General features: G+C 53.9%; 23 protein-coding genes and 1 tRNA gene. 12 read left to right on the forward strand and 12 right to left on the reverse strand.

Annotated features, from left to right (window positions below; genetic code table 11):
• Positions 1–50 precede the first annotated feature (50 nt).
• Complete coding sequence (locus AB8B76_RS01890; protein ID WP_405269462.1) at positions 51–821, reverse strand: copper resistance protein B; 771 nt, start codon at positions 819–821, stop codon at positions 51–53.
• Entirely contained in the window at positions 818–2671 is a 1854-nt protein-coding gene (locus AB8B76_RS01895; protein WP_405269465.1) for a copper resistance system multicopper oxidase, read from the reverse strand. The genes AB8B76_RS01890 and AB8B76_RS01895 overlap by 4 nt, the downstream gene beginning before the upstream one ends.
• A 46-nt stretch (positions 2672–2717) precedes the next feature.
• Here AB8B76_RS01895 and AB8B76_RS01900 point away from each other — a divergent pair, with 46 nt between their 5' ends.
• Positions 2718–2990, forward strand: coding sequence for a metal-sensitive transcriptional regulator (locus tag AB8B76_RS01900; RefSeq protein WP_405269468.1), 273 nt, complete (start codon positions 2718–2720; stop codon positions 2988–2990).
• A gap of 104 nt (positions 2991–3094) precedes the next feature.
• On the opposite strand, the gene AB8B76_RS01905 is transcribed toward AB8B76_RS01900, so the two are convergent.
• From AB8B76_RS01905 to AB8B76_RS01915, 3 genes are all read right to left on the reverse strand, one after another.
• Complete coding sequence (locus AB8B76_RS01905; RefSeq protein WP_405269471.1) at positions 3095–4831, reverse strand: serine hydrolase domain-containing protein; 1737 nt, start codon at positions 4829–4831, stop codon at positions 3095–3097.
• Between the two features lie 217 nt (positions 4832–5048).
• A complete protein-coding gene (locus AB8B76_RS01910) occupies positions 5049–5477 on the reverse strand; it encodes a CoA-binding protein (protein ID WP_405269474.1) in 429 nt (142 codons plus the stop codon).
• A 4-nt stretch (positions 5478–5481) separates the two neighbouring features.
• A complete protein-coding gene (locus tag AB8B76_RS01915; protein WP_405269477.1) occupies positions 5482–6297 on the reverse strand; it encodes an enoyl-CoA hydratase in 816 nt (271 codons plus the stop codon).
• 159 nt (positions 6298–6456) lie between these two features.
• Between AB8B76_RS01915 and AB8B76_RS01920 the strand changes: the two genes are divergently transcribed.
• The 3 genes from AB8B76_RS01920 (at position 6457) to AB8B76_RS01930 (ending at position 11783) form a co-directional block, all read left to right on the forward strand.
• On the forward strand, positions 6457–9657 hold the full coding sequence (locus AB8B76_RS01920; RefSeq protein WP_405269479.1) for a WD40/YVTN/BNR-like repeat-containing protein: 3201 nt from the start codon (positions 6457–6459) through the stop codon (positions 9655–9657).
• Positions 9654–9971, forward strand: a complete 318-nt coding sequence (locus AB8B76_RS01925; protein ID WP_405269481.1) for a hypothetical protein — start codon at positions 9654–9656, stop codon at positions 9969–9971. Before AB8B76_RS01920 ends, AB8B76_RS01925 begins: the two co-directional genes overlap by 4 nt.
• 672 nt (positions 9972–10643) lie before the next feature.
• Positions 10644–11783, forward strand: coding sequence for a serine hydrolase domain-containing protein (locus AB8B76_RS01930; RefSeq protein ID WP_405269484.1), 1140 nt, complete (start codon positions 10644–10646; stop codon positions 11781–11783).
• Positions 11784–11795: 12 nt separating this feature from the next.
• Here AB8B76_RS01930 and AB8B76_RS01935 read toward each other — a convergent pair whose 3' ends face one another.
• From AB8B76_RS01935 to AB8B76_RS01945, 3 genes are read right to left on the reverse strand one after another with little or no spacing between them, the layout of a single operon-like run.
• Positions 11796–12185 (reverse strand): YchJ family protein, encoded by a 390-nt coding sequence (locus AB8B76_RS01935; protein WP_405269487.1) that lies wholly within the window; start codon positions 12183–12185, stop codon positions 11796–11798.
• Positions 12186–12212: 27 nt separating this feature from the next.
• Positions 12213–13457 carry a cytochrome P450 gene (locus AB8B76_RS01940; RefSeq protein ID WP_405269490.1) on the reverse strand — a complete coding sequence of 415 codons (1245 nt, stop codon included), beginning with the start codon at positions 13455–13457 and terminating at the stop codon, positions 12213–12215.
• 15 nt (positions 13458–13472) lie between these two features.
• Entirely contained in the window at positions 13473–13793 is a 321-nt protein-coding gene (locus AB8B76_RS01945) for a 2Fe-2S iron-sulfur cluster-binding protein (RefSeq protein ID WP_405269493.1), read from the reverse strand.
• A gap of 100 nt (positions 13794–13893) precedes the next feature.
• On the opposite strand from AB8B76_RS01945, the gene AB8B76_RS01950 reads away from it, so the two are divergent.
• On the forward strand, positions 13894–14946 hold the full coding sequence (locus AB8B76_RS01950) for an AraC family transcriptional regulator ligand-binding domain-containing protein (RefSeq protein WP_405269496.1): 1053 nt from the start codon (positions 13894–13896) through the stop codon (positions 14944–14946).
• Between the two features lie 53 nt (positions 14947–14999).
• On the opposite strand, the gene AB8B76_RS01955 is transcribed toward AB8B76_RS01950, so the two are convergent.
• Together AB8B76_RS01955 and AB8B76_RS01960 are read right to left on the reverse strand one after the other, a co-directional pair.
• Positions 15000–17252, reverse strand: a complete 2253-nt coding sequence (locus AB8B76_RS01955) for a molybdopterin cofactor-binding domain-containing protein (protein ID WP_405269498.1) — start codon at positions 17250–17252, stop codon at positions 15000–15002.
• On the reverse strand, positions 17249–17710 hold the full coding sequence (locus tag AB8B76_RS01960; protein ID WP_405269501.1) for a (2Fe-2S)-binding protein: 462 nt from the start codon (positions 17708–17710) through the stop codon (positions 17249–17251). The genes AB8B76_RS01955 and AB8B76_RS01960 overlap by 4 nt, the downstream gene beginning before the upstream one ends.
• Before the next feature lie 104 nt (positions 17711–17814).
• On the opposite strand from AB8B76_RS01960, the gene AB8B76_RS01965 reads away from it, so the two are divergent.
• Positions 17815–18240: a YqaA family protein gene (locus AB8B76_RS01965; RefSeq protein WP_405269504.1), complete on the forward strand. Its 426-nt coding sequence runs from the start codon at positions 17815–17817 to the stop codon at positions 18238–18240.
• Between the two features lie 16 nt (positions 18241–18256).
• On the opposite strand, the gene AB8B76_RS01970 is transcribed toward AB8B76_RS01965, so the two are convergent.
• Complete coding sequence (locus AB8B76_RS01970; RefSeq protein WP_405269507.1) at positions 18257–19411, reverse strand: DUF819 domain-containing protein; 1155 nt, start codon at positions 19409–19411, stop codon at positions 18257–18259.
• A 334-nt stretch (positions 19412–19745) separates the two neighbouring features.
• On the opposite strand from AB8B76_RS01970, the gene AB8B76_RS01975 reads away from it, so the two are divergent.
• Positions 19746–20297 (forward strand): hypothetical protein, encoded by a 552-nt coding sequence (locus AB8B76_RS01975; protein ID WP_405269510.1) that lies wholly within the window; start codon positions 19746–19748, stop codon positions 20295–20297.
• 101 nt (positions 20298–20398) lie between these two features.
• Positions 20399–20475, forward strand: a tRNA-Arg gene (locus tag AB8B76_RS01980).
• A gap of 130 nt (positions 20476–20605) precedes the next feature.
• Here the strand turns inward: AB8B76_RS01980 and AB8B76_RS01985 are convergent.
• Positions 20606–22612: a M3 family metallopeptidase gene (locus AB8B76_RS01985; RefSeq protein ID WP_405269512.1), complete on the reverse strand. Its 2007-nt coding sequence runs from the start codon at positions 22610–22612 to the stop codon at positions 20606–20608.
• Positions 22613–22803: 191 nt separating this feature from the next.
• Here AB8B76_RS01985 and AB8B76_RS01990 point away from each other — a divergent pair, with 191 nt between their 5' ends.
• From AB8B76_RS01990 to AB8B76_RS02005, 4 genes are all read left to right on the forward strand, one after another.
• Positions 22804–24492, forward strand: coding sequence for an amidohydrolase (locus AB8B76_RS01990; protein ID WP_405269515.1), 1689 nt, complete (start codon positions 22804–22806; stop codon positions 24490–24492).
• A gap of 135 nt (positions 24493–24627) precedes the next feature.
• Positions 24628–25167, forward strand: coding sequence for a DUF4252 domain-containing protein (locus tag AB8B76_RS01995; protein WP_405269518.1), 540 nt, complete (start codon positions 24628–24630; stop codon positions 25165–25167).
• A gap of 3 nt (positions 25168–25170) precedes the next feature.
• Positions 25171–25707 carry a DUF4252 domain-containing protein gene (locus AB8B76_RS02000; RefSeq protein WP_405269521.1) on the forward strand — a complete coding sequence of 179 codons (537 nt, stop codon included), beginning with the start codon at positions 25171–25173 and terminating at the stop codon, positions 25705–25707.
• A gap of 114 nt (positions 25708–25821) precedes the next feature.
• Entirely contained in the window at positions 25822–26331 is a 510-nt protein-coding gene (locus AB8B76_RS02005) for a hypothetical protein (protein ID WP_405269523.1), read from the forward strand.
• Positions 26332–26370: the final 39 nt, after the last annotated feature.

A 26370-nucleotide genomic window follows, 5' to 3' on the forward strand; every position in this document is an offset into this window, starting at 1 on the left:
GAGGAGCTTTTTCTATCTCAGCGATAAATCCCGCGAGCTAATGATTGCCGTCAAAACCAAATCCGAAATCCGGCAACCACCGCAAACTCTCTTGCGTCGTTACCCTCGGCCGTCATGAGTTCGGCAGTGTCGTTAAAGTCGCCACCCCAGCTGACACCCACATAGGGCGCAAATTCACGACGGACCTCGTAACGCAACCTGAGCTCAGCGACCGAGTCGTAAAAGCCCTTACCGATCCCGATTGCCTCATCAGCGGACGCCGCAATGTTAAGTTCAACTCGGGGTTGAAGAATCAAGCGCTGCGTAAGAAACAGTTCGTACTCCGCTTCAAAGCGAAGGAAAAAATCTCCCTCGTCGCTCAAGAAGATTGCTGTATCCAACTCAAACCAATAGGGAGCGAGCCCTTGAGCGCCAATTACAAGATAGCTCCGATTGGGCGAAGGCTCGATATCATGCCGAACGCCCGCTTGGATGTCCCAAAAAGGGCTCACCGCTTTGCTGTAAAGAAGCTGTAACTCAGCCTCCTCCAGTCCCGCGCCACTGACACTCTCTCCCTCTGTTTTGATCCATAGCTTATCCGTGTCGGTGCCAAGCCAGCCTTGTGCTTCCCACACTAACGCGTCCTCACTGTCGCTCGAGCTGAACTCCAGACGCTCCGCAATAAGTAGACTGTTCGACTGGTTACCATGCCCTGCTTTCAATGCGGCGCGGGCCTCAGCCATTGCCGTGGGATCATAGAACGCGTCGGCAGCGGTTTGTCCATGAGCGATCTGGGAGAGGAAGATGCCTCCCAGAGCGACGAACACTGTCCGATAAATCATGCGAGTTTCGGTCTATCAACTACCGACACCACACGCATCATCCCAGCATGCATGTGGTAGAGCAGATGACAATGAAAAGCCCAGTCTCCAACAGCATCCGCCGTAATATCCACCGACATTTTCTCGCCGGGCTTTACGACAATTGTGTGCTTACGGGGTTTGAAGTCGCTATCGTTAGTCACCACTTCGAAGAACATTCCATGCAAATGTATTGGATGAGGCATCATCGTGTCGTTCACCAGGGTGAGACGCACGCGTTCGTCCTTGTAGAGGGTGATAGGTTCATCGACCTCAGAGAACTTCAGCCCATCGAAAGACCACATATAGCGCTCCATATTGCTCGTGAGATGAAGCTCAAGTTCTCGCTGTGGGGAGCGTGAATCAGGGTTTTTCTCTCTGGATTGCAGGTCTGTGTAAACCAAAACGCGGTGAGCCACGTCCTCGAGACCCAAGGGCCGCTCGCCAAGCCGATTGACCGGATTCATTGCAAGCCCAACTACTCCCGGACCTTTTGCGTGCTTATGCTCTTGCGTTGACCCAGCATTATTGGGCTCGTGACCCATCGCCGCATGATCCATTCCCCCATGATTCATAGCGCTATGGTCCATCGCCACCGCGTCAGTCTTACCATGGTTCATTTGCTCATGATCCATTGGTGCGTGGTTCATTTCGCCGTGGTCCATTGGCTTGTGGTTCATGGCGCCGTGATTCATCTCGCCGTGATCCATCGCCATGTCTTTCATGGTCAGCGTGGGGCGAGGTCTTAGCTGCGGGATATCTGCGCTGAGTCCTTCTTGCGGCGAGAGTGTGCCTCGAGCATAACCGTATCGGTCGTTGCTCTCTGCCATCAGTGTGTAGGCCTGATTTTTGGGCTCGACAACCACATCAAATGTCTCGGCGATCCCTATCTGAAATTCATCGACTTCTACCGGGTTGACCGGAAGTCCATCAGCCTGAACAACGTTCAACGGGAGCCCGGGGATTCTAACGTTGAAGATACTCATTGCTGAGGCATTGATGAAACGTAAGCGTACGCGCTCTCCAGGACTAAAAAGACCAGTCCAATTGTCTTGGGGGCCATGTCCATTAATCAGATATGTATAAGTCGAACCAGTAACGTCAGCGATGTCAGCTGCGTTCATACGCATTTCGCCCCACATCAAACGTTCATCTAGCGCGTTTTTGAGTCCCCGCGTACGACTGTCACGATAGAACTCACCGACGGTGCGTTGTTGAAAGTTATAGTTGTCCGACATTTTCTTGAGCTTTGCAAAAACGCGATGGGGATCTTCAAAGGTCCAATCTGAAAGCAGGACGACATACTCTCGTTCTACTGAATCCGGGTCGCTTCCCTTAGGGTCGATAATCAACGGCCCGTAGTGACCACTCTGCTCTTGCAGACCCGAATGACTGTGATACCAATAGGTGCCCGCCTGCTGTAGGGGGAATTCGTAAACGAAAGTTTCTCCGGGCTTTATGCCGGGAAAAGTGACCCCTGGAACGCCATCCATCTGAAAAGGCAGAAGAATTCCATGCCAATGAATGGAAGTGTCTGAGGCCAGATTGTTAGTAACTCGCATAGTCACGGTGTCGCCTTCTCTCCACCGCAGCAGCGGGGCAGGTAACTGACCATTAACGAGAACGCCCGCGCCTTCACGACCATCAATGGTGCACAAGGCCTGATCGACGTTAAGATCAAAGATGTTACCCAACTGGGGCCGCATACCCTCGAGGCTTGACGCTAATCCCCCTCGAGCCCAAGGGGGCAATGCCAGGTTCAGACCAGCAGCCGCTGCGACAAACGCACCCTTGCGGAGAAAGCCCCGTCGATTAACACTATTCCCAGTCATAGCCATATACTACATACCCCTAGGGGGTATACGTCAAGGTTTGGATATGGATCAAGAACGAGACAAAACACTTAAACGCTTAGCTCGAATCGAGGGCCAGGTCAGAGGCGTAGTAGCGATGATTGAATCTGATCGATATTGCATTGACGTGCTAAATCAACTCAGTGCAATACAATCGGCGCTGGCCAAGGTTGAGGATGCTGTGCTCAAAGACCATGCTGCCAGTTGCGTTGAGCGCGCGATCGCGTCAGGCGACCCCAAAGACCAGCGGGTGAAATTCAATGAGCTAGTGGACCTTATTTCAAAGATTAAAAAGTAGACGTGCTACCCGATGTCTTTTGTCGGAGATCGTTAAAAACTACGCACACCATCGTTAGTAGATGTAGTTGAAGGCACACCGTGTCTCCCAATCCACCTGGTTGTTTATTGCCAGAATACAAGTGGCAGTGCGCCCTGCTGAAACATCACCAGACATAGTTGCAGGCTAAAAAGCACTGCGACCTGATCAAAGTTACTTCGCCCTTGATGCGACCACATCCGATAAGCCGCAAACACCAAAAAAACAGGCAGTAAACAGCTCAGCGTAGCGAGTGTTGCACTAGCCAAAGTGAATTCGCCGAATTGAAGATAGGACTGCTTCGTAAACAAATAGACAGGTAGTGCGAATGCCAGGAGGCACAGCCAAGGCAATAGTAGCGGGCGACCTACAGCAGACGGACCGCGGAGTAACAACCAGAATCCGCGCACCAATACGTAAAGCAATCCGAACACACCGGCAAGTAGACTAAACCAGCCGAGACACAGCATGATAAGAGATGCTCGCTCCCAGCTTATAAGCCCGTTGCTCAACCGGTCGCTTTGATCGCCAACAAAAACAAACGACGCCATGCTTCTTTCGGCATCCCGAAACAAGCCCTCTCCCAAGGGCAACAGAAGCCGCTGCTGCCCCTGCAATGAGTGCACCACCAGCCCATTGCGCTCTGAATCTACGCTTAGCCAAATAGAGTTAAACATCCAATCAAGCCAGGCAAATTCCGCCATGATGGCTGGCGCCAGCCGATACAAACCTGTGTATTTCTCGAGATCTACATTGGCGGCCGTCTGAGCCTCGACTAAAGGTTCGATATCAATTCGTTCAATGAAGTATTTGGTGAAACGCTCATAGTCGGCGCCTTCAAAGTCCGCATTTATTGCATAGAAGAACGCCTTCCCTTCTTTTCGAAACAAGCAGATCCGCGCGCGAAAACCAAAGGTTTCACCAGGGTGGCAATCTCCCAAAACACCGTGTCTGTCTCGAGATGCCAGGGCCAAACCATGTCCCAGTGACAAGCCAGCTCGATAAGCGTCTGTGGTAGACGGTGTGCCGAGAGCGTCCATGTGTTCTGTTGCTATAAACACCTCGCCATTCAGGCTTCCGTTACCCAGTAGAAACTCAAGGAGAACCTGCATGTCAGCCGCCGTGGTCGTGAACTGCCCCGCTGGGCGCAAGAACATTGCGACAGACCTTTGTGGGACGCCACCATCTATGTACCCCATGGCGAGTTTCGAATCCTGCGCTTGAGTAACAAAGAAAAAGCTGCTGTCGTGCATGCCCAAGGGCATCAGCAGTTCCCGCCCCAAATAGTCCTCGTAGCGCATCGACGTAACTTCTTCGATCACAAGACCCAATAGCGCGTAGCCCATATTCGAGTAGGAATACTGACTACCGGGACGCGTACGCAGCTGCAGGAGCTGTTCGTGAGACCGCGGAAAAGCATCCCTAAGCGGCGTATTGCCAGTAACTCCTGAGTTCAGAAACTGCCAGATGCGCAGGTTGTCGAGCCCCGCCGTATGCTCCAGTAAGTGTCTTACGGTTACAGGTGACTCATTACGCCAGGGATTGTCCCAGTTAAGCGTCGGGAGCATGTCTTCGACGGTGCTGTCCAGACTTAGCTGCCCTTCGGATACAAGATGCAGTACCCCCATCGCCACTAGCACTTTCGTTACCGATCCAACTTGCACCCGCGTATCGGCGTTCATGGTCCGCGCAGTGGTCAGATCGGCGTAGCCATTTCCACCGGATAGCGGCCCGCCTTCGCCAATCACTGCCCAAGCAATCCCGGGGAACGACTCCTCTTCCAGCATGAGGTCGAGCTGCTTCGTGGTACTTGGAAAGGACAACGAGGCTACTGACAGCAGCAGGATCCCGACGAGCAACCTGCTGGCAATACTGAAGCCAGATCGACGGTAATGTGAGCTTAAAAACATCCGCACATCGTAAGGCGAGGCAGGAACCTCCGCTACTGAACCTATCCGATATAAGGATCAGTTAGTCGCATTCAGGGGAGTTTCGGAGCTCTGGTTTCGGAGCTCTGGTTTCGGAGCTCTCATTGCAGTACTACAGAAGCCCTAACGACTTCAGGCGAGGCCATTCAATAGCTGGGCAGCGATCCATCACAACGCGAACACCCTGCGTTTCTGCCCGCGACGCAGCCTCGTGATCGACTACATCGAGCTGCGTCCATAAGACACTGGCTGGACAGGCAATAACATCTTCAACAATCTGTGGAAGAAAACTCGCGTTGCGAAACACGTCCACCATATCGACCGCTACAGGGATATCGCCAAGAGACCCGTAAACCCGCTGCCCCAGTAGTTCCGAACCTGCCAAACCTGGATTCACGGGATATACCGAATAGCCTTTGTCTAACAAAAACCTCATCACTTCGTTGCTAGGACGCTCAGGCTTTGGGCTCGCACCAAGGAGCGCGATTCTATTGACGGAGCGCAGAACGTCCGCAATCTCTGCATCTGTGTTCAAAGGCATGCGCTTACGCATCACCCCAAACGGGTGGGCGCTTTTCAAAGAAAGCAGCTTTACCCTCTTCTGCATCTTCGGATGTCATCGCGCGGACCATAGCGTCATTGGCGTAGGCGAAGGCGTCTTCGATGGGCATATCCACCTGCCGGTAAAAATCGGCTTTGCCATGGCGAATACCCTGAGCGGATTTGGCGGCAATACGCTCCGCAAGCTCGATTGTTCGCTCCAATAGTTGCTCGGCGGGCACGCATTCGTTGATTAAACCGAATCGAACGGCGTCCTCGGCGCTAAAGCTATCCCCGGTAAGCGCCATCGCCATGGCATGCTTGCGGTGGACGTTTCGGCCGATACCTACCAGGGGAGTTGTGCAGAACCCACCCATGTTCACGCCGGGCGTGCAAAAAGAGGCGCTATCCGCAGCAATCGCCAAATCACAGGCAGATACCAACTGGCAACCCGCCGCGGTGGCTGTTCCCTGAACACAGGCAATGATGGCCTTAGGCGAGTTCACAATCGCCAGCATCATTCGAGAACAGGTATCGAGTATCAATCGCATGCGCTGAAACTGAGAGTCACGGCCCTCGCCGTCTTGCTGGCTCATCTCCCGCAGATCATGCCCCGCAGAAAACACTGGGCCGTTTGCAGCGATAACAACCGCACGCACAGCGGGGTCATCATTCGCGCGCTCCAGCGCATCGATAAGTGAATTCAACATGTGCAAAGAGAGAGGGTTACGCTGCTTTTCGCGATCCAGAGTAATCCAACGCACGTTATTGCCGCTTGTCTCAGTTAGCGGCGCTTCCACATTTACAACTGTTTCGGACATTCAAAAGCACTCCTTTTTATAGTGTGGGCGGCACATACTTATCGTACGGGCTGTTCGTGCCCCTTTTGCTCTATGCGCATAGTAAAGTTCCCAGTGCAGCTGTGGTAGGGTCTCCGCCCGACAATATAATCGTCCCCCGACAAGCAGACAGGAGATTTTATGCCGTCACTTCATCTTCCATGGCTACGCGCAAGGCTACGCAGCCCCTTTTTAGCCGTTGCCAGCCTGGCTCTTGCCACATCGCTCAGCACTTCGCCGGCCAATGCCGACATTGATCCGGACAGCTTTGCGCCAGAGATCCGCGCTATGGAATGGCGCGAAGTAGGGCCCTTTCGCGGCGGACGCTCCGCTGCGGTAGCCGGCCTTCCCGGAGACAGAGACAAGTACTACTTTGGCTCTACCGGTGGCGGCGTCTGGATGACCGAGAATGGCGGCACGTCCTGGGACAACATATCCGACGGCTACTTCGGTGGATCCATTGGTGCGGTCGCCGTATCCGAGTGGGATTCCAATGTGATTTACGTGGGCACGGGTGAAAAAACCGTGCGCGGCAATGTTTCTCCTGGCGACGGTATGTGGAAGTCCATGGATGCGGGTGATACCTGGTCGCGGATAGGTCTGGAAGACTCCCAACACATTTCGCGAATCCGTATCCATCCCACGGACCCTGACACCGCCTACGCCGCAGTGATGGGTCACCTTTTCGGTCCCAATGAGCAGCGTGGGGTGTTCCGTACCACAGACGGCGGAGCGAACTGGGAAAAGGTACTGTTTGTTAACGATGAAGTAGGTGCGGTAGATCTGGCTATGGATCCCAGTAACCCACGGATTCTGTATGCCAGCTTCTGGCGCGTAAAGCGCACGCCTTACTCACTGGAGAGTGGCGGCGAAGGCTCAGGCCTTTACAAGAGCGTCGACGGCGGTGACAGCTGGACGGAGCTAACTCGCAATGAAGGACTGCCTCGAGGCACGATCGGAATCAGCGGCATCACCGTGTCTCCTAGCAACAATAAAAACGTCTATGCCATCATCGAAGCGGAAGATGGTGGCGTGTTCCGTTCGCGCGACGGCGGTAAAACCTGGGCCAAGACCAGCGAGAATCGCAATCTTCGCCAAAGGGCCTGGTACTACACGCGCATCTTTGCGGACCCCATGGATGAAGAGGCCGTTTACGTAGCCAACGTGCGTTTCCACTTCTCCAAGGACGGCGGTAAAACCTTCAGCGAAATCGACACTCCCCACGGCGACAACCACGATCTGTGGATCGACCCCGCAGACCCCATGCGCATGATTCAGTCCAATGATGGCGGTGCGAACGTCTCCTACGATCGCGGCGAGACCTGGTCCACTCAAGCGAATCAACCCACGGTACAGTTTTACCGTGTCGCTACCGACAATGATTTTCCCTACCGACTACTCGGTGGGCAGCAAGATAACTCCGCAGTACGCATCCGTTCACGATCAGCCATGGGCTCGTCTATCGGGATCCGTGATTGGGAACCTACAGCAGGTGGCGAAAGCGGCCACATCGCAGCCAAGCCCGACGATCCGGATGTGGTTGTCGGTGGCTCCTACGGCGGTTTGATGCGTCTGGTGAATCACCGCACCGGTGAACGACGGGCGCTGGATGTCTGGCCAGACAACCCCATGGGTTGGGGGGCCGCCGAGGTGAAGTACCGCTTCCAATGGAACTACCCCATTGCCTTCTCCAAACACGACCCTGATGTGTTGTTTGTTTCGGCAAACGCCGTTTTCAGAAGTGATGACCTTGGCTACAACTGGACCCAGATTAGTCCAGACCTCACTGTTAATGACAAAAGCCGCATGGGTAAATCAGGTGGCCCGATCACCAAGGACGATACCGGTGTTGAGTACTACGGCACGGTCTTTGTACTTACAGAATCTCATCACGAAGCCGGCGTACTCTGGGCGGGCAGTGACGATGGAAAAGTTCACGTAACCCGAGATGGTGGCGAAAACTGGAAAGACGTTACCCCTTCTGCTCTTCCTGATTGGGCCATGGTGAACAGTATAGATATCGATCCGTTCAATGAAGGCGGTGCCTATCTGGCAGCCACCCGCTACAAGATGGACGACTTCAAGCCCTATCTGTTTTATACCGATAACTGGGGCAAAAGCTGGAAGCGCATCAGCAGCAATATCCCCGACGACCACTTCACCCGTGTTGTGCGCGCAGATACCGAAAGAGAAGGACTGCTGTTTGCGGGTACAGAGCGCGGTGCTTACTACTCTTTAAACAACGGCGGCAGCTGGCAACCGATACAACTGAATCTTCCTATTGTTCCCGTGACGGACATGCAGGTTAAAGATGGTGACTTGATCGCGGCAACACAGGGCCGTGGCTTCTGGATCATGGACGACCTGAGCACGCTGCGGCAGCTGGATAAAGACCATGCTGGATCCGTGCATCTTTACACCCCACGACCGTCCTATCGCATACTTTCCAAGGGCTGGGATCGATCGAAAGGGCCCGCCGGCACAAACCCCGAAGAAGGTGTAGCGATTTATTACAGCCTTCCGGAAAATCTTGCGTCCGATGCATCTGTCGAGATGTCTGTTTACAAGGAAGGTGACGATAGCGCCATCTGGACTTGGTCAAGAGAGCCCGGCGCCGATGATGAAGCGGGCGCTGGCGACGAGCCTGATACGCGAGTACTGAGCGCGGATGCGGGCCTCAACCGCCATGTCTGGAATCTTGATTATCCGGGCATGGAGCGTTTTGACGGTCTCATCCTGTGGTCCGACATGAAAACCGGTCCTCGCGCTGTCCCCGGAGAATACCGCGCCGAACTTATGGTTGATGGTGAGAGCCAGAGTGTTGCCTTTGAGGTGATTCCTGACCCACGCTCAAGCGCCACCCCCGAAGACTTGGCGGCGCAGTTCGACTTTGTGCTGGAGACCCGCGACCTGCTATCACGCATGCACAGGGAAATCGGTGAAATTCGCAGCTTCCGCTCTCAGCTAGATGCTCTTGAAGCACGTCTGGTCAGCGAGGGCGACAGTGCAGACGAGCCGTCGGCACTGCTCAGCGAAATCCTCGCTATGGGTGAGTCCATCACTGGCGTGGAAGAGGCTTTGTACCAAACCAAAAATCAAAGCCGACAAGATCCTCTTAACTTCCCAATCCGCCTGAACAACAAGCTAGTCAGTCTGATGCGTATGGTCGCGACAGGCGATGCCGCGCCCACGAGCCAAGCAGTGGCATTTAAGGAAGAGATTACCGAAACCATCGAAGCGCAGCTCACAATCCTTGAGGCTGTCTGGGAAGAAGGCGTCCCCGCCCTTAACGAGCAAATAAAAGCGCAAGGTATGGACATGATCGCGGTGGCTTCGGATTGAACAAGCCGTTGAAGGATGACGCCCTCCCGGGGCGTCATCCCCTGCCCCTTCAGTCCATGCTGCTCATATCCGTGATGGGCAGTATGTTTTCGGGTTCGCTTTTGGCCCAGACAGAGCCGTATAGCTACTACGGTGGCGAGATAAGTACAGAAGAAAAAAACGAAGCTATAGAAGCTTGCGAATATCAAGTGCTTGTTGAAGAGCAGCGCTGTAATCGCCGAGCCAACAAGTCCGCGTGTATTGAGGAAGTGCATCTCGAATGTCGAGAGAAATACAGCGACACCGCAGCCAATGAGATACCCGAAGACAATTGAGTCACTACTGGGCACGTTTTAGAACCATCGGCGGAAATCGTTTCCGCTTTGATACTCGCATTTATCTGGAAGCCAACCCCAGCCCTGACCCTGGTGATAACGCATTAGGCTGCATCATTGGCAAGAACCCCGGCTCGGCTATCCCGAGCAAAAGAAGTGTCGAGCTCATGCCTATGGCGCTCTCTGGGGACAAGTTCCTCCCCACAGTGCTTTCTGTGCTTCGGCAATCCTATGCTAAAGCGGGGGAGGCTGTTCCGTCCGGCGGCTACGTACAGGTCCTGAATCTTTTCTATCTTTGCGATCGTGACCTGAGTCAAGCCAAACGATCGCTTTCAACTGTCAGACGCGCCCCGCTCTGTGCCGAAGAGCAACAGGACTTTCCATGGGCCTGGTTCGCTTGGGGTGGGCCCGATCGTATTTTGGACCCGTTGAAAAGCAGGTTCTCAAATCTGGAAAGTTCAAAGTGCTTCTACTATTCAAGGGATCACGCGCGCGTGATATCAAAGCGACCTGGGCCTAAGGACCTCGCAAAACATACTCAGGGCATGCCGCAGGCCAAGGTTGTTACGCACCTGGCAAAGCTATTAGGTCGCTAGCCAGCCAGCGAGGCTTTACCCAGGTGCCTGCACTGTGTAAAAGAAGAAGCTCTGCGGCAAAAACAGGAATGCGGGCATGATCAATGGTTTTCTATCTAGGCTGATCTGCTGCCTTTTTGCTTTATCGCTGCTCCCGGCTTTTGCCCAGGGGCAAATCTCACCCACTATAGACGCCGTATTTTCCGACATTAGTGACGAATCCCCCGGCTGCAGCGTGGGTGCCGCAAAAGACGGCGCATGGATTCATAAAACAGGCTACGGTCTGGCAAATATGGAGTTGAATGTTCCCCTGGATGGGAGCCAGGTGCACCGCATGGCCTCGGTATCAAAACAGTTCACCGCCATGGCCGTGTTACTCCTCGCCGACGAAGGCAAAATCGATCTGGATGCAGACATTCGGAAGTATCTGCCAAAGCTGCGGCCCTACGGCTCAAAGGTAACTATTAATGCGATGCTGGGACATGTGTCGGGCATGGGTGACTACGATTTGATCGCAGGCTCCTACGAAGGCCCCAAGGCTACCAATGCCATTAGTCTCATGTCGGCAGCGGGCGGAGAGTTTCGATTGGGAAACGAAGATTACCTGACCATTGACGAGTTCTATGAGGTAGTCGCTCCCCTGCCCTTGGCCCAAAACCCCAACGAAAGCTTTCGTTACAGCAACCTCGCTTACTTCCTGTTATCGATGCTGGTAGAGGAGGTTTCCGGTGAGAGCCTTCGTGAATACGCCGAGCGGCGTATCTTTCATCCGCTGGGAATGGATAGCAGCTTTTTTAGCGATGACCCTGTAGAGATTGTCCGCAACCGCGCGGACGGCTACGCAAAGACTGAAGACGGTGAATACATCACCGACATGACCAATCTATTTTGGGTGGGTGATGGAGGATTGCATACAAATTTGGACGATATGTTGACCTGGGATGCACACTTCTACACCCCCAAGCTTGGGCGAGAGCCTGCACAACTCCTCGCGCTCATGAACACCCCAAACAGCGACCACCTCACGGATGGACGGGTGTATGCCAATGGTCAGAACATCCGTAGGTCGGGAGATGACATAATTTTTGAGCACTCGGGAGGCTGGCTGGGTACCAGTACCTATTATGCGCGCGTGCCAGAGAGGCGTCTCTCACTAATGTTGATGTGTAACGATGTCAGTCTTGATACAAGCGATCTGGCTGCGCAAGCGTTGGAACAGCTTCTCAATATCAAGTAGCCCAAAAGCAATTTACAGATGCTTGCCATCGAGGTAGTACCAACGCTGCGCAATCTTTTCGAAGCGGCTTACTTCATGAAGTCGGTGCCCCTTACCCGCTACCTTAAAGCGTGCGACGAACTCAACGGTCGCTTCAGATTCATGGGGCGCGACCGGCGCTGCCTCCTTGATGCGTAAGCCCAGCCATCGCTGCTCTTCATCAAAACGCACGCGACTAGGTCGGGTTTTGGGATGCCAGGTGGCTAAGAGATAAGTATCATCACAAGCAACAAAAGCGCTGTAACGAGAACGCATAAGCTGCTCAGCGCTATCCGGTATCGCTGTCCCGTCTAAAAACGGCTCGCAACAGATAGAAAAAGCCCGACCACTTTTACAGTGGCAGAGCTCTGATTCGATAGCCAAGCTTAAGCTCGCTCCATGCCAAGACGTTTAAAGAGGATGGACTCTCACCTGGAGATCACTGATGCCACGCACAAAGTTGGACTTCACACGCTCTGGCTCACCAACCACCTCAACTTTGCTGAAACGCTGCATGATCTCTTCCCAGAGCACCCGCAGCTGCATTTCTGCCAGGCGGTTACCCATGCAACGGTGAACACCAAAGCCAAATGACATGTGCTTACGAGGATTATCCCGATCAATAATGAAGCTGTTGGCGTTTTCAATCGCGGTTTCGTCATGATTGCCAGAGATGTACCACATCACGACTTTTTCGCCTTTGCGAATCGTCTTACCCTGAAACTCCACATCCTTATTCGCGGTGCGACGCATGTGCATGAGCGGCGTCTGCCAGCGAATGACTTCTGAAACCATGGAGGGAATCAGGTCGGGATTAGCTCGGAGCTTGTCGTATTCAGCAGGATTCTGATTGAGAGCCAGGACGCCCGCACTGGCTGAGTTACGCGTAGTGTCATTGCCTCCTATGATCAAAAGTAGAAGATTGCCCAAGTACTCCATAGGATCGTCAACCATATTCTCGGTGTTCGGATCGCGCTGGAGCATGCGAATCAGATCCAAGGTCTCAACGCCATCACCTTTACGTTCGTGCCAGATACGCGTGAAGGTTTCCAAGCATTCGTGCAGACCCTTCAAACGTTCTTCGGGGTCCACATCCCCTCCGGCAATTTCCGGGGAGCCGGCACCTAAGTCTGACCAGTACGTGAGCTTGGACCGCTCCTCAAACGGAAAGTCAAAAAGCGTCGCAAGCATTTGTGTGGTGAGATTGATGGACACACGATCTACCCAGTTAAAAGTCTCTCCAACGGGCAGTCCGTCCAGTATTTCCACAACCCGGGAGCGGATTAAGGATTCCATCTCCGCAAGATTTTTAGGCGCGACCACACCTTGAACCGCGCGGCGCTGCATGTCGTGCTTGGGAGGATCCATAGAGATGAAATTGGCGATAGGCAGCTCTTCACTGTTATCGCCGATCACAATGGCCGGCTCCGACGAGAAGTCTTCGAAATTGCTATCTATCGCAACGATATCGTCCCAGCGGGTGATGGACCAAAACGGCCCGAACTGGCTATCTGCCACGTAGTGAACGGGGTCCTCGTTTCGGAGGCGTTCAAAGTACGGACGCCAGGCATCCTGCTGGTAAATACGTGAATCACTGACGTCGACGTCTTCCAGAGCAAGGGCACTTGGGTCGGGTAACTGCTGAGCAACATTCATGATTTTTACTCTCGCTTACATTTGATATTCGGGAAGTCGAACTACCAAGCCGTCCATGTCCTCGGACACATCTATCTGACAGCTTAGCCGGGAGTTCTCTTCGCGGTCAGGGCGCATACCGAGCATCGACTCTTCCAACATCTCCACTTTGCCAGTGGTTGACGACCACGGCTCTTCAATAAAGCAATGACAGGTACCGCAAGCACAGGCACCACCGCAGTCGGCATCGATACCAGGGACATCGTTGTCCATGGCATTGAGCATTAGGGACTTACCGACTTCGGCTTCAATGGTGTGGCTCTCGCCGTTGTGCTCGATGAGGGTGATTTTTGGCATAGTTTTATTCTCAATGACGAATTTATGATCAGCACTGTATCGAATAAGTCGTCCCTTGAAGGGTTAATATTTGCCAATAACGAGTTATAATTTGCCATAAATGAACCAGACACCGATCAACTCCGACGCACGGGACTTCCGACTACCCAGTACCTACTCTCGGATCATCGCGCGAGTTGCCAAACTCCCGGAGCGCGACCTCAATAAGCTCTTACTAGGTACAGGACTTCCCGAAAGCATTCTCATGCCCGGCGACGAAACCTATATATCCGGGTATCAACAACTTCAGATCATGCAAAATGGTCGTGAACTCTTGGGTTCTCCAGACTTTGGACTGCGCCTCGGGGAGCAACTACACCCCTCAGCACACGGCCCTCTCGGGTACCTCGCCTTATGCAGTCCAGACCTCAGGAGTGCTCTATTTGCGCTGCGGGACTATCTACCTCTCCGACTTCCCTGGGTCGCCATCGACATCAACGTGTCCCAGGAGAGCATTCACTGCGAACTGCGTTTTCAGATGTCCGTCGACGACAATTCTTTTGCGCAAATCACCGTAACTGAATGCTTTGCCATGGTGATGCAATCTTTTGTCGAGGCGGTTTTACGACGCCCCGCGACCGAGGCGATGATCAACTTTGCCCATCACGAACCAACTCATGCGCATTGCTATGAGCAGTTTCTCCACGCGCCCTACCGCTTTGAGACTGAGCAAAACAGTTACATTCTTCCGGGACAGCTTGCCAATGCCGCAAACGCCACCAGTGACAACGCGTCGTTTCGACTCACCCAGCAGCTGTGTAATTCCCTACTGGAGCAAACACCTCGCTCCAGTAGCTCCATGGCCGACCGAGTGAGAACACTCATGTTGCTTCGACCCATAGAGTCGATCGCCGAGCCAGACATAGCGCAGGCACTGTTTGTATCAAAGCGCACCTTGGGGAGACGCCTGGAAGCCGAGGGCACGAGCTTCCGACAGCTAAAAGACCAGTTCCTTGCAGAACTGGCGCGGCGCTATCTAATGGAACCTCGGCAAACTGTGGAAGCCGTAGCAGCATCGCTTGGCTATCACGATGCCGCTGCTTTCAGAAAAGCTTTCAAACGCTGGACCGGGATGACTCCCAAACTTTACCGACAAACGCCGTCCGCTTTGTGATGGCAAGAGCGTTAGGGACTACAAGCCGATAACGCTCTTAACACCGCCACCACTTACAGCTTGATAGGCAAGTCTCTAACTCGTTGACCTGTTGCGGCGAAAATTGCATTTCCGATCGCCGGCGCCACAGCAATAAATGGTGGCTCTCCCAAGCCCGTGGGAAACTCGTCGCTTTCTATGAATTTAATGTCCATCTCCGGAACATCCGCCATACGAAGAGGCGTATAGCTGTCCAAGTTCCGGTCTCTCACCTGCCCATTTTCAAAAGCGGTGCCTTCGTGGAGCGCAAGGCTAAGACCCCAGAGTGTCGCACCCTCCGCCTGTGCGAGAGCACCGTCCGGATGCACCACGGTGCCGCAATCCAAAGTCTGCCAAAGCTTTTTCACAGTGACATTCTTGCCGTCGACTGCAACATGCGCGACGCAAGCACTCCAGGTCGGCATTGCTCGCTCCTGACCATGAGCAACCGCGACGCCCAGGGCTTCTCCCTCGGGAAGCGATGAGCCCCACCCCGAGCGCTGCTGCACATCTTTTAATACGGCTGCCAGACGGGAGGCACCGCCCACCTGCATGGGTGCACTTCCAGCCTGCCGTCCTACTGCATCAAGTAGGGAAAGACGATAATCCAGAGGATCCATGCCGAGTTTCGCGGCAATTTCATCCATGAAAGATTCAACGCCCCAGCCTATCCAACCAGGCCCCACAGAACGCAACCAGCCTGGCAAAAAGGTCTTCTGCGCAAGGGTGTTGTTGATAGCGCGAACACGATGATTATCGACGGAATACCAATGATCAGCCCCATTAATCGAGAATCCGTCAAACTTGCCGTTACCATCAACTCCTTCGCCCAAAAACCCGGGGGCCATGGAAAGCGTTGGCCAGCCAGCCGCTGCTGCGTGATCGATAGCACTGAGGCTTCCGTCCTCTGCGAAGGCGGCATCCAATCGCGCCACCGAGGGTGAACGTGCGCAATCAAAGAGGCTGTCTACCGGACGAGTCATAATCAGCTTCACGGGCTTACCCAAGGCACGCGCAGCATGGGCCGCGGGAATCATTTGATCGCCAAACAGGCGACGACCAAATCCTCCTCCCAGGTAGTAGGTGTGCAGCACGATGTCTTCTTCTTGCATATCCAATGACTGAGCGAGCACCGGAATGATCAATGACTGCCACTGGTTTCCCGCATGCACATGACACTGACCGTCGCGAAATTCCACAAGGGCGTTCTGCGGCTCCAAAGTGAAGTGGAGTGCCGTACTGGTTCTGTATGTTGCGGATAAAGTGTCACTGGCAGACGACATTGCCGAGACCGTGTCTCCAGTGTTTACAAACAGCACGCCGGCTTCAGGGTCGTCAACCAGGCTCTTACCTTCGGAGAGAATATCGTCCTCAGTAACACTCGCGGTTTCACCCGCGTCCCACTCCACCGCGATCGCCTCTGTCGCCTTCATGGCAGCCGGAAAGCTATCAGCAATTACCAGCGCCATTCCCTGAACAAATCCCGAGGAATCTTCAATGGCCATGGTCTGCTGATACCCGGCAATCTCCTTGGCTGCACTATCATCGATGGACTTGATGACGCTGCCATACCGGGTTGGCGCCACGATGGGATGGGCATAGACCATTCCCGGCAGCTCTGCATCGAGTCCATATACGGCGGCACCTTTAGACTTTGCTGGCACATCTAGTGCGGATGTCGCTTTGCCAATAAGCGTTCTCGATGACGCTGGTTTGATTGGCATAGCCGCCAGCTCGTCTTCGCTGAACGTACGGCTTATGTCACCGCGGGAAACAATTTCTGCAAAACTCAAAGACTGTCCAGCGCCAGAAACAAGCCCATTCTCAGCGCTCAGTCCCGACGCATCGACGCCCAACAACTTTGCTGCCGCATCTATAAGCACCGTGCGCCCAGCTGCTCCCGCCCGTGAGAGCATTTCAAAACTTGTCACTACCGACCAGGAACCACCGGTCACCATGTAGCCCCATTTCGGATCAGTATCCACATGGGCCAGGCTCACGCTTTCCCAGTCTGCGCCCAGCTCGTCGGCAACAATGCGCGCAAGGGCCGTGCCCACGTGCTGCCCCATTTCCGCCTTGGCGATGTTCACCAGAACCTCACCCGCTTCGCTGATCTCAAACCAAACAGCGGGCGAAAACATCCGGCTACCGCCAGTCGCGGCAATTTCGCTAACCGCCTCTTCTTTTGAACAACCGGGCAACACGACACCCAGTCCCATCATCAAGCCCGTGCCTAGGCTACCCGCCAGAAAGCTGCGGCGGCTCACGCCTGTTTTGAGATTTTTCATGAGTTCATCTCCCCGTCCGCAGCAGACTTAATGGCCTTGCGTATCCGTGTATAAGACATGCAGCGACAAAGATTGCCGGTCATTGCCTGAGTAATCTCGGCTTCCGTTGGATTAGGGTTGTCTTTCAAAAACGCTTCTGCGGTGACGATCTGTCCCGACTGACAGTATCCGCACTGCGGCACCTGAGCTTCGACCCAAGCCTCCTGAAGCGCCGTACCCTCGGGACTCGCGAGACCTTCAATCGTCGTGATCTCAGCCCCGGCCACCGCACTAACGGGCAGCACACATGAGCGCACAGGCACGCCGTCACGCTGGACAGTGCACGCACCACATTGAGCGATACCACAGCCAAACTTGGTCCCCTTAAGCTTCTGCTCATCGCGAATCACCCACAGTAAAGGCGTGTCATCGGGAGATTCGGTAGATACTTGCTTACCGTTGAGCCTGAATTCGATCATGGGTATTCCTCCGTACTTTTGTTTAAGCATAGCGTATTGTCATCAGGCCCGTCGTAATTCTAAACGTCACATCAGCAATAAATTTGGAGCCCCCAGGAAGCACCGTGGAAGACTACCTACTGCTATTTGGCTCTGCGTTTCTTGCGGCCACGATTCTGCCGTTCTACTCGGAAATTATTCTGGTCTTGGGACTACAGGAGGGAGCGGATCCCGCATTGCTTTTAATCACAGCGACCTTGGGCAATACACTGGGCGCCGTGGTGAACTGGACAATAGGACGGCAACTGCTCCGATTTCAGGACAAACGCTGGTTTTACTTCACCCCCGCGCAAATAGCTCGAGCGCAGCGCTGGTTTCAGCGGCGAGGCGTATGGTCACTACTGTTTGCGTGGCTACCGATAGGCGGTGATGCCCTGACCCTAATCGCCGGCGTCATGAAGGTCCGTTTACCAACGTTTCTGATCTTAGTGGGAATAGGCAAAGCCTTACGCTACGGCTTTGTACTGCTGATTGCGCTTTACACGCTGTAACGACTCATGCCCTGAATCACCCGCCCAGCAGGCCCACCATCGTGAAACCCAGATAGTTGCCCAGGGCCAAACCTGCGGAACCCACCAGAATAGCGGGGAGTTCAAGATCACCGCGCCCGAGGCTTCGGGCAAGAGCCAAGGCCGACGTGCCACCACCGATGTTTGCCTGAGAAGCCACCGCGGCAGTTTCCAGGTCGGCTTTCAGGAGACGGGCAGCGCCAAAAACTACCGTGCCGTGGATGCTCACGAGTACCACTACAAAAACACCCAGCACTGGGGCCAGCTCTCCCATGCGCATGAGCGCTTCTGCATCGCACAAAGAGCCGATGACCGCGAGAAATAGATACACCGCAAGGAGTCCAAGCAAGCGAGCTCCCTTCAATCGTTGCACCATCGGCAGCTGCGCAAGCACCAATGCCAAGGTCGATAACATCAGTACCGACGGCACATCTAATCCCGCGCGTTCTTTCAGAAGATCCGCAAGAAGTTCAGAGAGACCCACAGCCGCAATGCCGAGAGCAATTACCGCAGCAAGATCAAAAATCCGTGCGACCTCTCCATCATCCGCAACTGGCTCTCTTTGAACGCCTTCGCTCTGGTCGTTGCTCTTGGGCCAAAACCCTACCAAGAGGCGGGGCAGAGTTACGCAAACCACCATCCATACCGTGGTCATGGCATTATCGACAGCAGCAGCACCTGCATAGAGAGCTGCGTCCTCCATCACCCCGTATTCCAAAGCCACGGCGTTGTAGTTAACGCTACCGCCCACATAAGTACCGGTGAACATTCCCGCTAACGCTGCGTGTTGATCTCCCAAGGCATCTGCACCGCCAACGACCCAATGACCCGTGGCGGCGCCCAATGCAGTGCCCAAAGAACCCAAAAGAAAAAGCAACAGCGTGGGGCCACCGACCTGCCCCAGGCTGCGTAAATCAACGAGTAAAAGCAGCCAAAAAATGCCCAGCGGTGCGACATAGGTGAAAATCGCTCCGTAGAGCGGCGTCTCAGGACCGTAGGTGGGTATAACGCCGAGGTTTGCGACAATGGCGGTTAATACAATCACCAAAAGTGCGGCGCCAAAGTGACGAAGCCAGGTACGTGTCGCCAACCATTCAGATAGGGCAATGAGGGCGGCCAAAACGGCAGCGATTGATAGCGTGCTTACAAACATGTAGCCATATTACACGGAACTTGAAGCGTTCTGAGCGCCTTTGAGCTAGCGCACATTTCCCACACTTTTTTTCGGTGAATTCTTGCACTCAGGCCCTTCTGCGGATACTCTTTGCGCGCTAATATTTGACTGGCCAAACAGCACTAAATATTTTGCCCTCCTGGCTCACAATCCAGCCAATGAAACCGACGGTCCGTAGCGGGCCGCAAGCGATCGTTGCCCAGATTTCTTTTTCTCAGATACTTGAAGCTAAGTGGCTGTGAATAAGAGCTCATAGGCCTAATCCGCCGGCATGATCTGCGATTAACATTACGGATATCAACGGACATACTGAATGCTTACTGCACGAAACCTAGAAAAAATCATGGAGCTGGAAGACAAGCTCCGCACCGAATATCAGGTGCAACTTGATGCGAAATCAGAAGAAATCAGCAAACTTGAAAAGGCCACGGAAGATCAGAAGGCCGTGATCGCCAAGCAATTAGAGCAAATCTCGGCGCTGTCCGTAGATGCGTCTAAAAACAAGAAAGTTGAGCAGCGTAACCGCGAGCTTCATCAGCGTTGCGAGAACCTTCTTGAAGATGTTGCCAAGCAAAAGACCCGCGCGAAAACTCTCCAGTCTGACCTTTCCGAGGTCCGCGAAGAGATGGCGACACTAAAGCAGTTTGATCCGGCGAAGATGAAGAAAAACCTGGATGCCAGCAAAAAGAAACTCGCTGAGAAGACTTCCGCGAACGATCTGCTTCAAAAGTCTTACAAGCAGACGAAAAATGAAAACGCCGAGCTGAAGGCACAGCTCAAAGCACTGGAGGCCAAGCTGGAAGAGCTAGAGCCCAAAGACAGTGATGCGAGCGAAACTGAGGTAGAACAGGAAGCCGCTGCTTAAATAGCAGCGCTTTTATATAAACGCGGCAAAAACACAAGAATCTTTGCCACATTTAGCGGTACACTAAGCCTTCGTAATGTACAGGCACTTCATTACACATTGCGCCCGTAGCTCAGCTGGATAGAGTAACTGGCTTCGAACCAGTTGGTCGGGAGTTCGAATCTCTCCGGGCGCGCCATTTTCTGCAACACTTTTAACTACAACGCTTTTAACTACAACGCTTTTAGCTACATCACCTTCAGCGACAACACCTTCAGCTACAACTTCTCTAAATCCAACACCTTCCAGACCACCGCTCTCAACGATTTTTAGACTAAACCGCGATTGCGCAGTAAAGGCTCTACCTTAGGGTCTCGACCGCGAAAATTGCGATAGAGCGTCATAGGATCTACTGTTCCACCGCGCTCAAGAACATTAGCTCGAAAAGCCGAAGCCGTTGCCTGATCGAAGAGCCCATTTTCCTTAAAGGCCTCGAATCCGTCGGCATCAAGCACCTCTGCCCAGATATACACGTAATAGCCGGCGGAATACGAATCATCACTGAAGATATGCTGAAAGTACGTCGACTTATAGCGTGGGTCGATGAGCGCGCTCTTGGCAATCGCAGCCATCGCCTTGGCTTCGAACTCGTCGACATCATACTCGGACGCATCCGGAGCGCTGTGCCAAGCTAAATCCAGGTAACAGGCGGCGAGATACTCCGTAGTGGCAAACCCCTGATTGAACTGCTCAGAGTCTTTCAATTTGCTAATCAGAGCCATAGGTATGGCTTCGTCGGTGTCCACGTGTCGGGCATAGGAAGTGAGCACTTCGGGCTCCATGGCCCAATGCTCCATAATCTGCGACGGCAGCTCGACAAAGTCCTGCTTTACGTTGGTACCGCCAAGACTTGCATAGCGTACGTTGCTCAAAAGCCCATGGAGACCGTGACCAAACTCGTGAAAGAGCGTTCTCACCTCGTCAACACCTAGCAAACAGGGTGTGGATTTTGGAAAGTTGCAGCAGTTAACAATCACGGGGGTCACGCGAGCACCATTATGACCCTGTGCCCGAAACTCAGACATCCACGCACCGCTGCGCTTTGACGGACGGGAATAAAAATCAAAAAGAAAATAACCGACAAGCGTGCCATTGGATTCGCTGACCTCGTAGGCGACCACCTCAGGATGGTAGACCGGTAAGTCCGGGCGCTCCGTGAACACTAGCCCGTAGAGCTTGTTCGCTACGGCAAAAACACCGTCACGCACATTCTCCAGCTTGAAGTACTGTTTGAGTTCATCAGGATCTAAATCAAAACGCTGACGACGAAGTTTCTCGGTGTAGTACCACCAATCCCAAGGAGCCAGAGCCTCGCCTGTCTCAGAACTTGCACAAACTGCCAGGGCGTCAGCCTCTCGACTAACCTGCTGCTGACAGGGCTGCCACACCTGATCCAGAAGTTCGCGCACGGCAACGGTGGACCTCGCCATACGATCATCGAGCATAAAGTCTGCGTGAGTTCCAAAACCCAGTAATTGCGCCCGCTCTTGGCGCAAGGCAACAATCTCTTGAATCAAAGGTCGATTGTCGACACTACGAGTACCGCAACTACTGTAGGCGGAATAAATCTCTTCGCGGAGCGACCGATTCTCCGCGTACTGTAAAAACGGTGTGATAGAAGAGCGCGATAGGGTGAAGACATACCCCTGCTCCACGCCTCGGTTGAGGGCCTCATCACGGCCCATCTCACGCACGTACTCAGGCAAACCTGCCAGATCACTCTCGGAAGTGAGTGTCAGCGCGTAGTCGTTACTGTCTTTGAGCACGTTCTGTCCAAACTGCGTGCAAAGCACCGCAAGCTTCTCGGTGATAGCACTCACACGGCGGCGCTCCTTGTTTCCGAGCTCGGCTCCAGCACGTACAAAAGTCCGCCGGGTTTCTTCTAGAAGCTGCTTCTGCTCAGCACTCAAGGATTCCGCGGACTCGTACACCGCCTGCACTCGCGCAAACAACTCTGGCCTCGCGTAAATGCTACTTCGGTGCGCGCTACACTCCGGCGCAATTTCGCACTCAAGTGCCTGAAGCTTTGCATCCGTGTCGGAAGACGTGAGATTCCAAAAAACATCCTCCACACGGCGCAACAAAGCGCCGCTTTCTTCAAGAGGCTCTAGAGTGTTATCAAAGGTGGCTGCCTCTGGATTACCAACGATGTCGTCTATTTGCGCAAGCTGCTCGGCAAAACCCCGATCGAAAGCCTCACGGTAGTGCTCAAAACGAATTGCGGGAAAATCAGGAATACCGTTATCAGCTAAAGGGTCAAAAAAAGGATTGCTCATGCGACATACGCTCACAGGAAAAATGGCCGTCTGGCGTTCGGCGCACAGACAGTGACTTGATCGAGCTCGATCTACGATCAGGGGCCCGAGCTTACCGATAGTGGAAGCTGTTTACGACTGCCCCTTGCTTGTCACCGTCAACGCACCCACGTACCCTGAAAACCAGATTTCCGGTTAGAAGGTCCTCGCCCATGCGCCATGCACCGATAGATAAAAAACGCCGACATCTACTCAAAGCACTAGCCACTGCGTCCGCCGCAGCCTCAGTAAGCGGCCCCAGCTGGGCCAACATGGCCCTGGGTAAAGCCGACCTCATCGTTACCGGCGGCACATTTCATACCATGGACATCGCCACCTCGAACGCTCAAGCAATGGCTGTGCGAGGCAATCGAATACTGGCTGTGGGCTCCATCGCGGACATCAACGACTTGGCAGGCCCGGGCACCCGACGTGTAGACGCTCGAGGCCTCACGGTAACGCCAGGCTTTATCGACGCCCACTCCCATCCACTTATGGCCAATGAAGCCATAAGCGTTGATGTGAACGTCCGCCAAATTTCTAAAGTACAGAGCCTGCTAAAACAGCAGGCTCAACGCACCCCACCGGGGCAATGGGTGCTTGCCCATATGTATGACGACACTAAATTTGACGAAGGACGCCCCTTAACGCGACAAGATATTGATGCGGTCGTACCCTCGCAACCGGTGATGGTACGGCATCGCGGGGGGCACACTGCTGTCGTAAATTCCCAGGCCTTTGCCATAGCGGGTATCGATAACAACACGCCTGACCCGGAAGGTGGACGGTTCTTCAGAGAAGACGGTCAACTAACAGGCAAAGTGGCCGAACGAGCCATGTTTATATTTGACGAAGTAGGCGAGTGGCCGGCTGTCGATAGGGAAACCAACCGCAAGGGGGCCAGCCTGATGACCAAGCGCATGGCCGCATCGGGACTCACCAGTACCACTGATGCTTTTGGTGATCTGGAGGGTTGGGTTTCTTACATGGACGCCCTGGATGCAGGCGAGCTCTACACCCGCATCGCCTATATGCCCGGAGGTAATACAGCGGCATACGAGACCATGAAGAAAGCCGGCATGCGTTCGGGGTTTGGCAACGCCATGCTCCGTGTAGGCGCGGTGAAATACGCTGCGGATGGCAGCGCCTCCGAACGCACCATGCGCATGAGTACACCCTTCGAAGGCACGGACGACTACGGCATTCTCACTATGTCGCAGGAGCAGATTGATTCTGCGGTGGACGATGCCGTTGCCAACGACTTTCGCATTGGCATTCACGCCAATGGCGATGTGACCATCGATATGGTGCTTCGCGCCTATGAACGCGTCCTCAAGGATTGGGAGGGTGTAAATCCGCGTTTTCGAATCGAGCACTGCTCACTGGTGAACCCGCTACTGCTCAAACGCATCAAGGCAACGGGCACCATTCCGACTCCTTTTTATACCTACGCGTATTACCACGGAAACAAGTGGGTGGATTACGGCTCCGAGAAGATGCGTAGCATGTTCGCCCATCGATCTTTCATCGATGAAGGCATCATGGTGGCACCGGCCTCGGACTTCACTCCAGGCCCCTACGAGCCCATGATGGCATTGCAAAGTATGGTCACTCGCCAGGACTCTCAGGGTCGGGTTTGGGGTGACAATCAGCGCATCACTGCTGCTGAAGCCATGCAGGTGTGCACTGTTAACGGCGCTTACGCATCCTTTGAGGAGCATGACAAAGGAACGCTGACTCCGGGCAAGCTGGCAGACTTCGTCCTCTTGGGGCAGGACCCACTAAAGACAGACCCGAATGCGCTCAAGGACATTCCTATTGTTGCGACCTATCTCGATGGGCAAGCGGTCTTTGAAGCCTAAGCGGTCTTGGAACCCTAAGTTTCGGGCCCACATGGCGGCTGAACCCGCCAACTCTTCACTTCATCGCTAATGCCGTGACCTTTGGTCAAACCTTGCGCACTCTGTTTACTCAGAGTCTCGAGCGAGGTTATCGCCATGAAATCAATTGCGTTGTTACTGTCCCTAGTATTCACCAGCCAAGTCGTGTGGTCCGCCGACGAGGCCACAACCCAACTGCCGGGCTACGTCGATTTTTCCACCTTATCGCAAAACTACGGCGAGCCACGCGTCATGATCAACCTAGGTGGATCGCTTCTGAAGCTGGTTGGATCTATGAAGCACGACGACCCCATCGCTGAGGAGACCCTCAAAAACCTGGATTCAGTACGTGTCCACGTTTACGACACAGAAGGAGACACCACCGCAGCCGCAGATCGCATGGAAAACGTGAGCGATAAGCTCGCGGATCTTGAATGGGAACAGATAGTTCGCGTTCGAGAACCCGACGATCGAGTGAACGTTTACGTCAAACACAGCGATGATCGAATTCACGGCCTGATGATTATGGCGGTTAACGACGAGGAAGCCGTGTTTGTGAACGTACTGGGGGATATTGATCCGGCGCACATCAATCAAGTGGTCTCCAGCATCGACGTCGTAGACGGTCTTGATGTCGACCTCGACCTGGCGCCTTAGATCATGAGAACCCTCGCAGTAGTAACACTGACCGTAATGCTCGCAGGATGCGGACTCACTGCATCCTCGGAAAATCCCGGCTATGTGCAGTTTGAAACACCAGAACACACGGGCCTCAAACACGGTACGTCTATTTCCCTTGGCGCTAGTGTCCTGCGCTTTGCCGCAAAGCATACGGACAACGATCCCCAAGCCCGAGCGCTCATGGAATCCCTGGATGGCATTCAGATCAGCGTTCACAAAATGTCAGAGGACGTCGATTACCAAGCACTGGACATGGACATAGGACTGGCTACGGAGAACGCCTTTGATAATGACTGGAACCCGATTGTGCGAGTAGTCGAGGATGACTCTCGCGTACACGTCTTCGTCAAAGAGCACGATGGAATGCTTCAGGGCTTGGCAATCGTTGCCGTTGACCAGGAAGAACTGGTTTTTATCAACATGATGGGGGAGATCGCTCCCGACAACCTTCGAAGCTGGTCTTCGGTAGTGCCCCGTTCCGAAAGCATCGCGCTAATAACCGACAGCATCGACTAGGCCTCATCACCACAACTGGTCGGGGCTTGGCCCTGGCCGGTGTTCAGTTACAGATCGCGGCGGCGTATTCTTCGTAGATCGCCCTTTGGGGCACTACGCGCGGAGTTCACCCTGATGCTGCGATTGATTCGGCACAGCGCCGTTCTTATTACCCTGCTGGCGCTCATTGGCAGCAACTTACTGCTGTTGAGTAGCACTGCATTCAATGCGGCCATCTCTTCGGCACTGGCAACAACGCTTGGCGTTCGTACAGCAAGTGCAGCACTTTCCTCCAAACTCGCAGGTAGTGAGCGACAGCTGAGCGCACTAAAAAGCTCGCAGATCCGTCGCAGCAAGTCAGTACGCGGCTTTGGCAAAAGCCTGACTTCCAGAACCAAACGCGTCGCTGCACGAGGTATCGCCGCCATCCCCGCCGAGTCATTGCCGTATATTGGGGCCGCGGTCGTTGTGTCCAGTATGGTTTATGAATTGTATGAAGCCTGCCAAACCTTGCGGGAACTGGACACTCTCTATGCCGATCTTGGCATATCGCAGGCAGTGCCGGATGATGCGATGCAATCCTTATGCAATCCTCCACCCCTGAATGAGCTGTTTACTCAGCCTAACTCTCAACCGGATGTCTGAAGACTATGACCTTGTGCGCGCGAACCCTGACTCCTCTAG

This window comes from Congregibacter sp. (assembly GCF_045107095.1).
Lineage (GTDB): Bacteria > Pseudomonadota > Gammaproteobacteria > Pseudomonadales > Halieaceae > Congregibacter.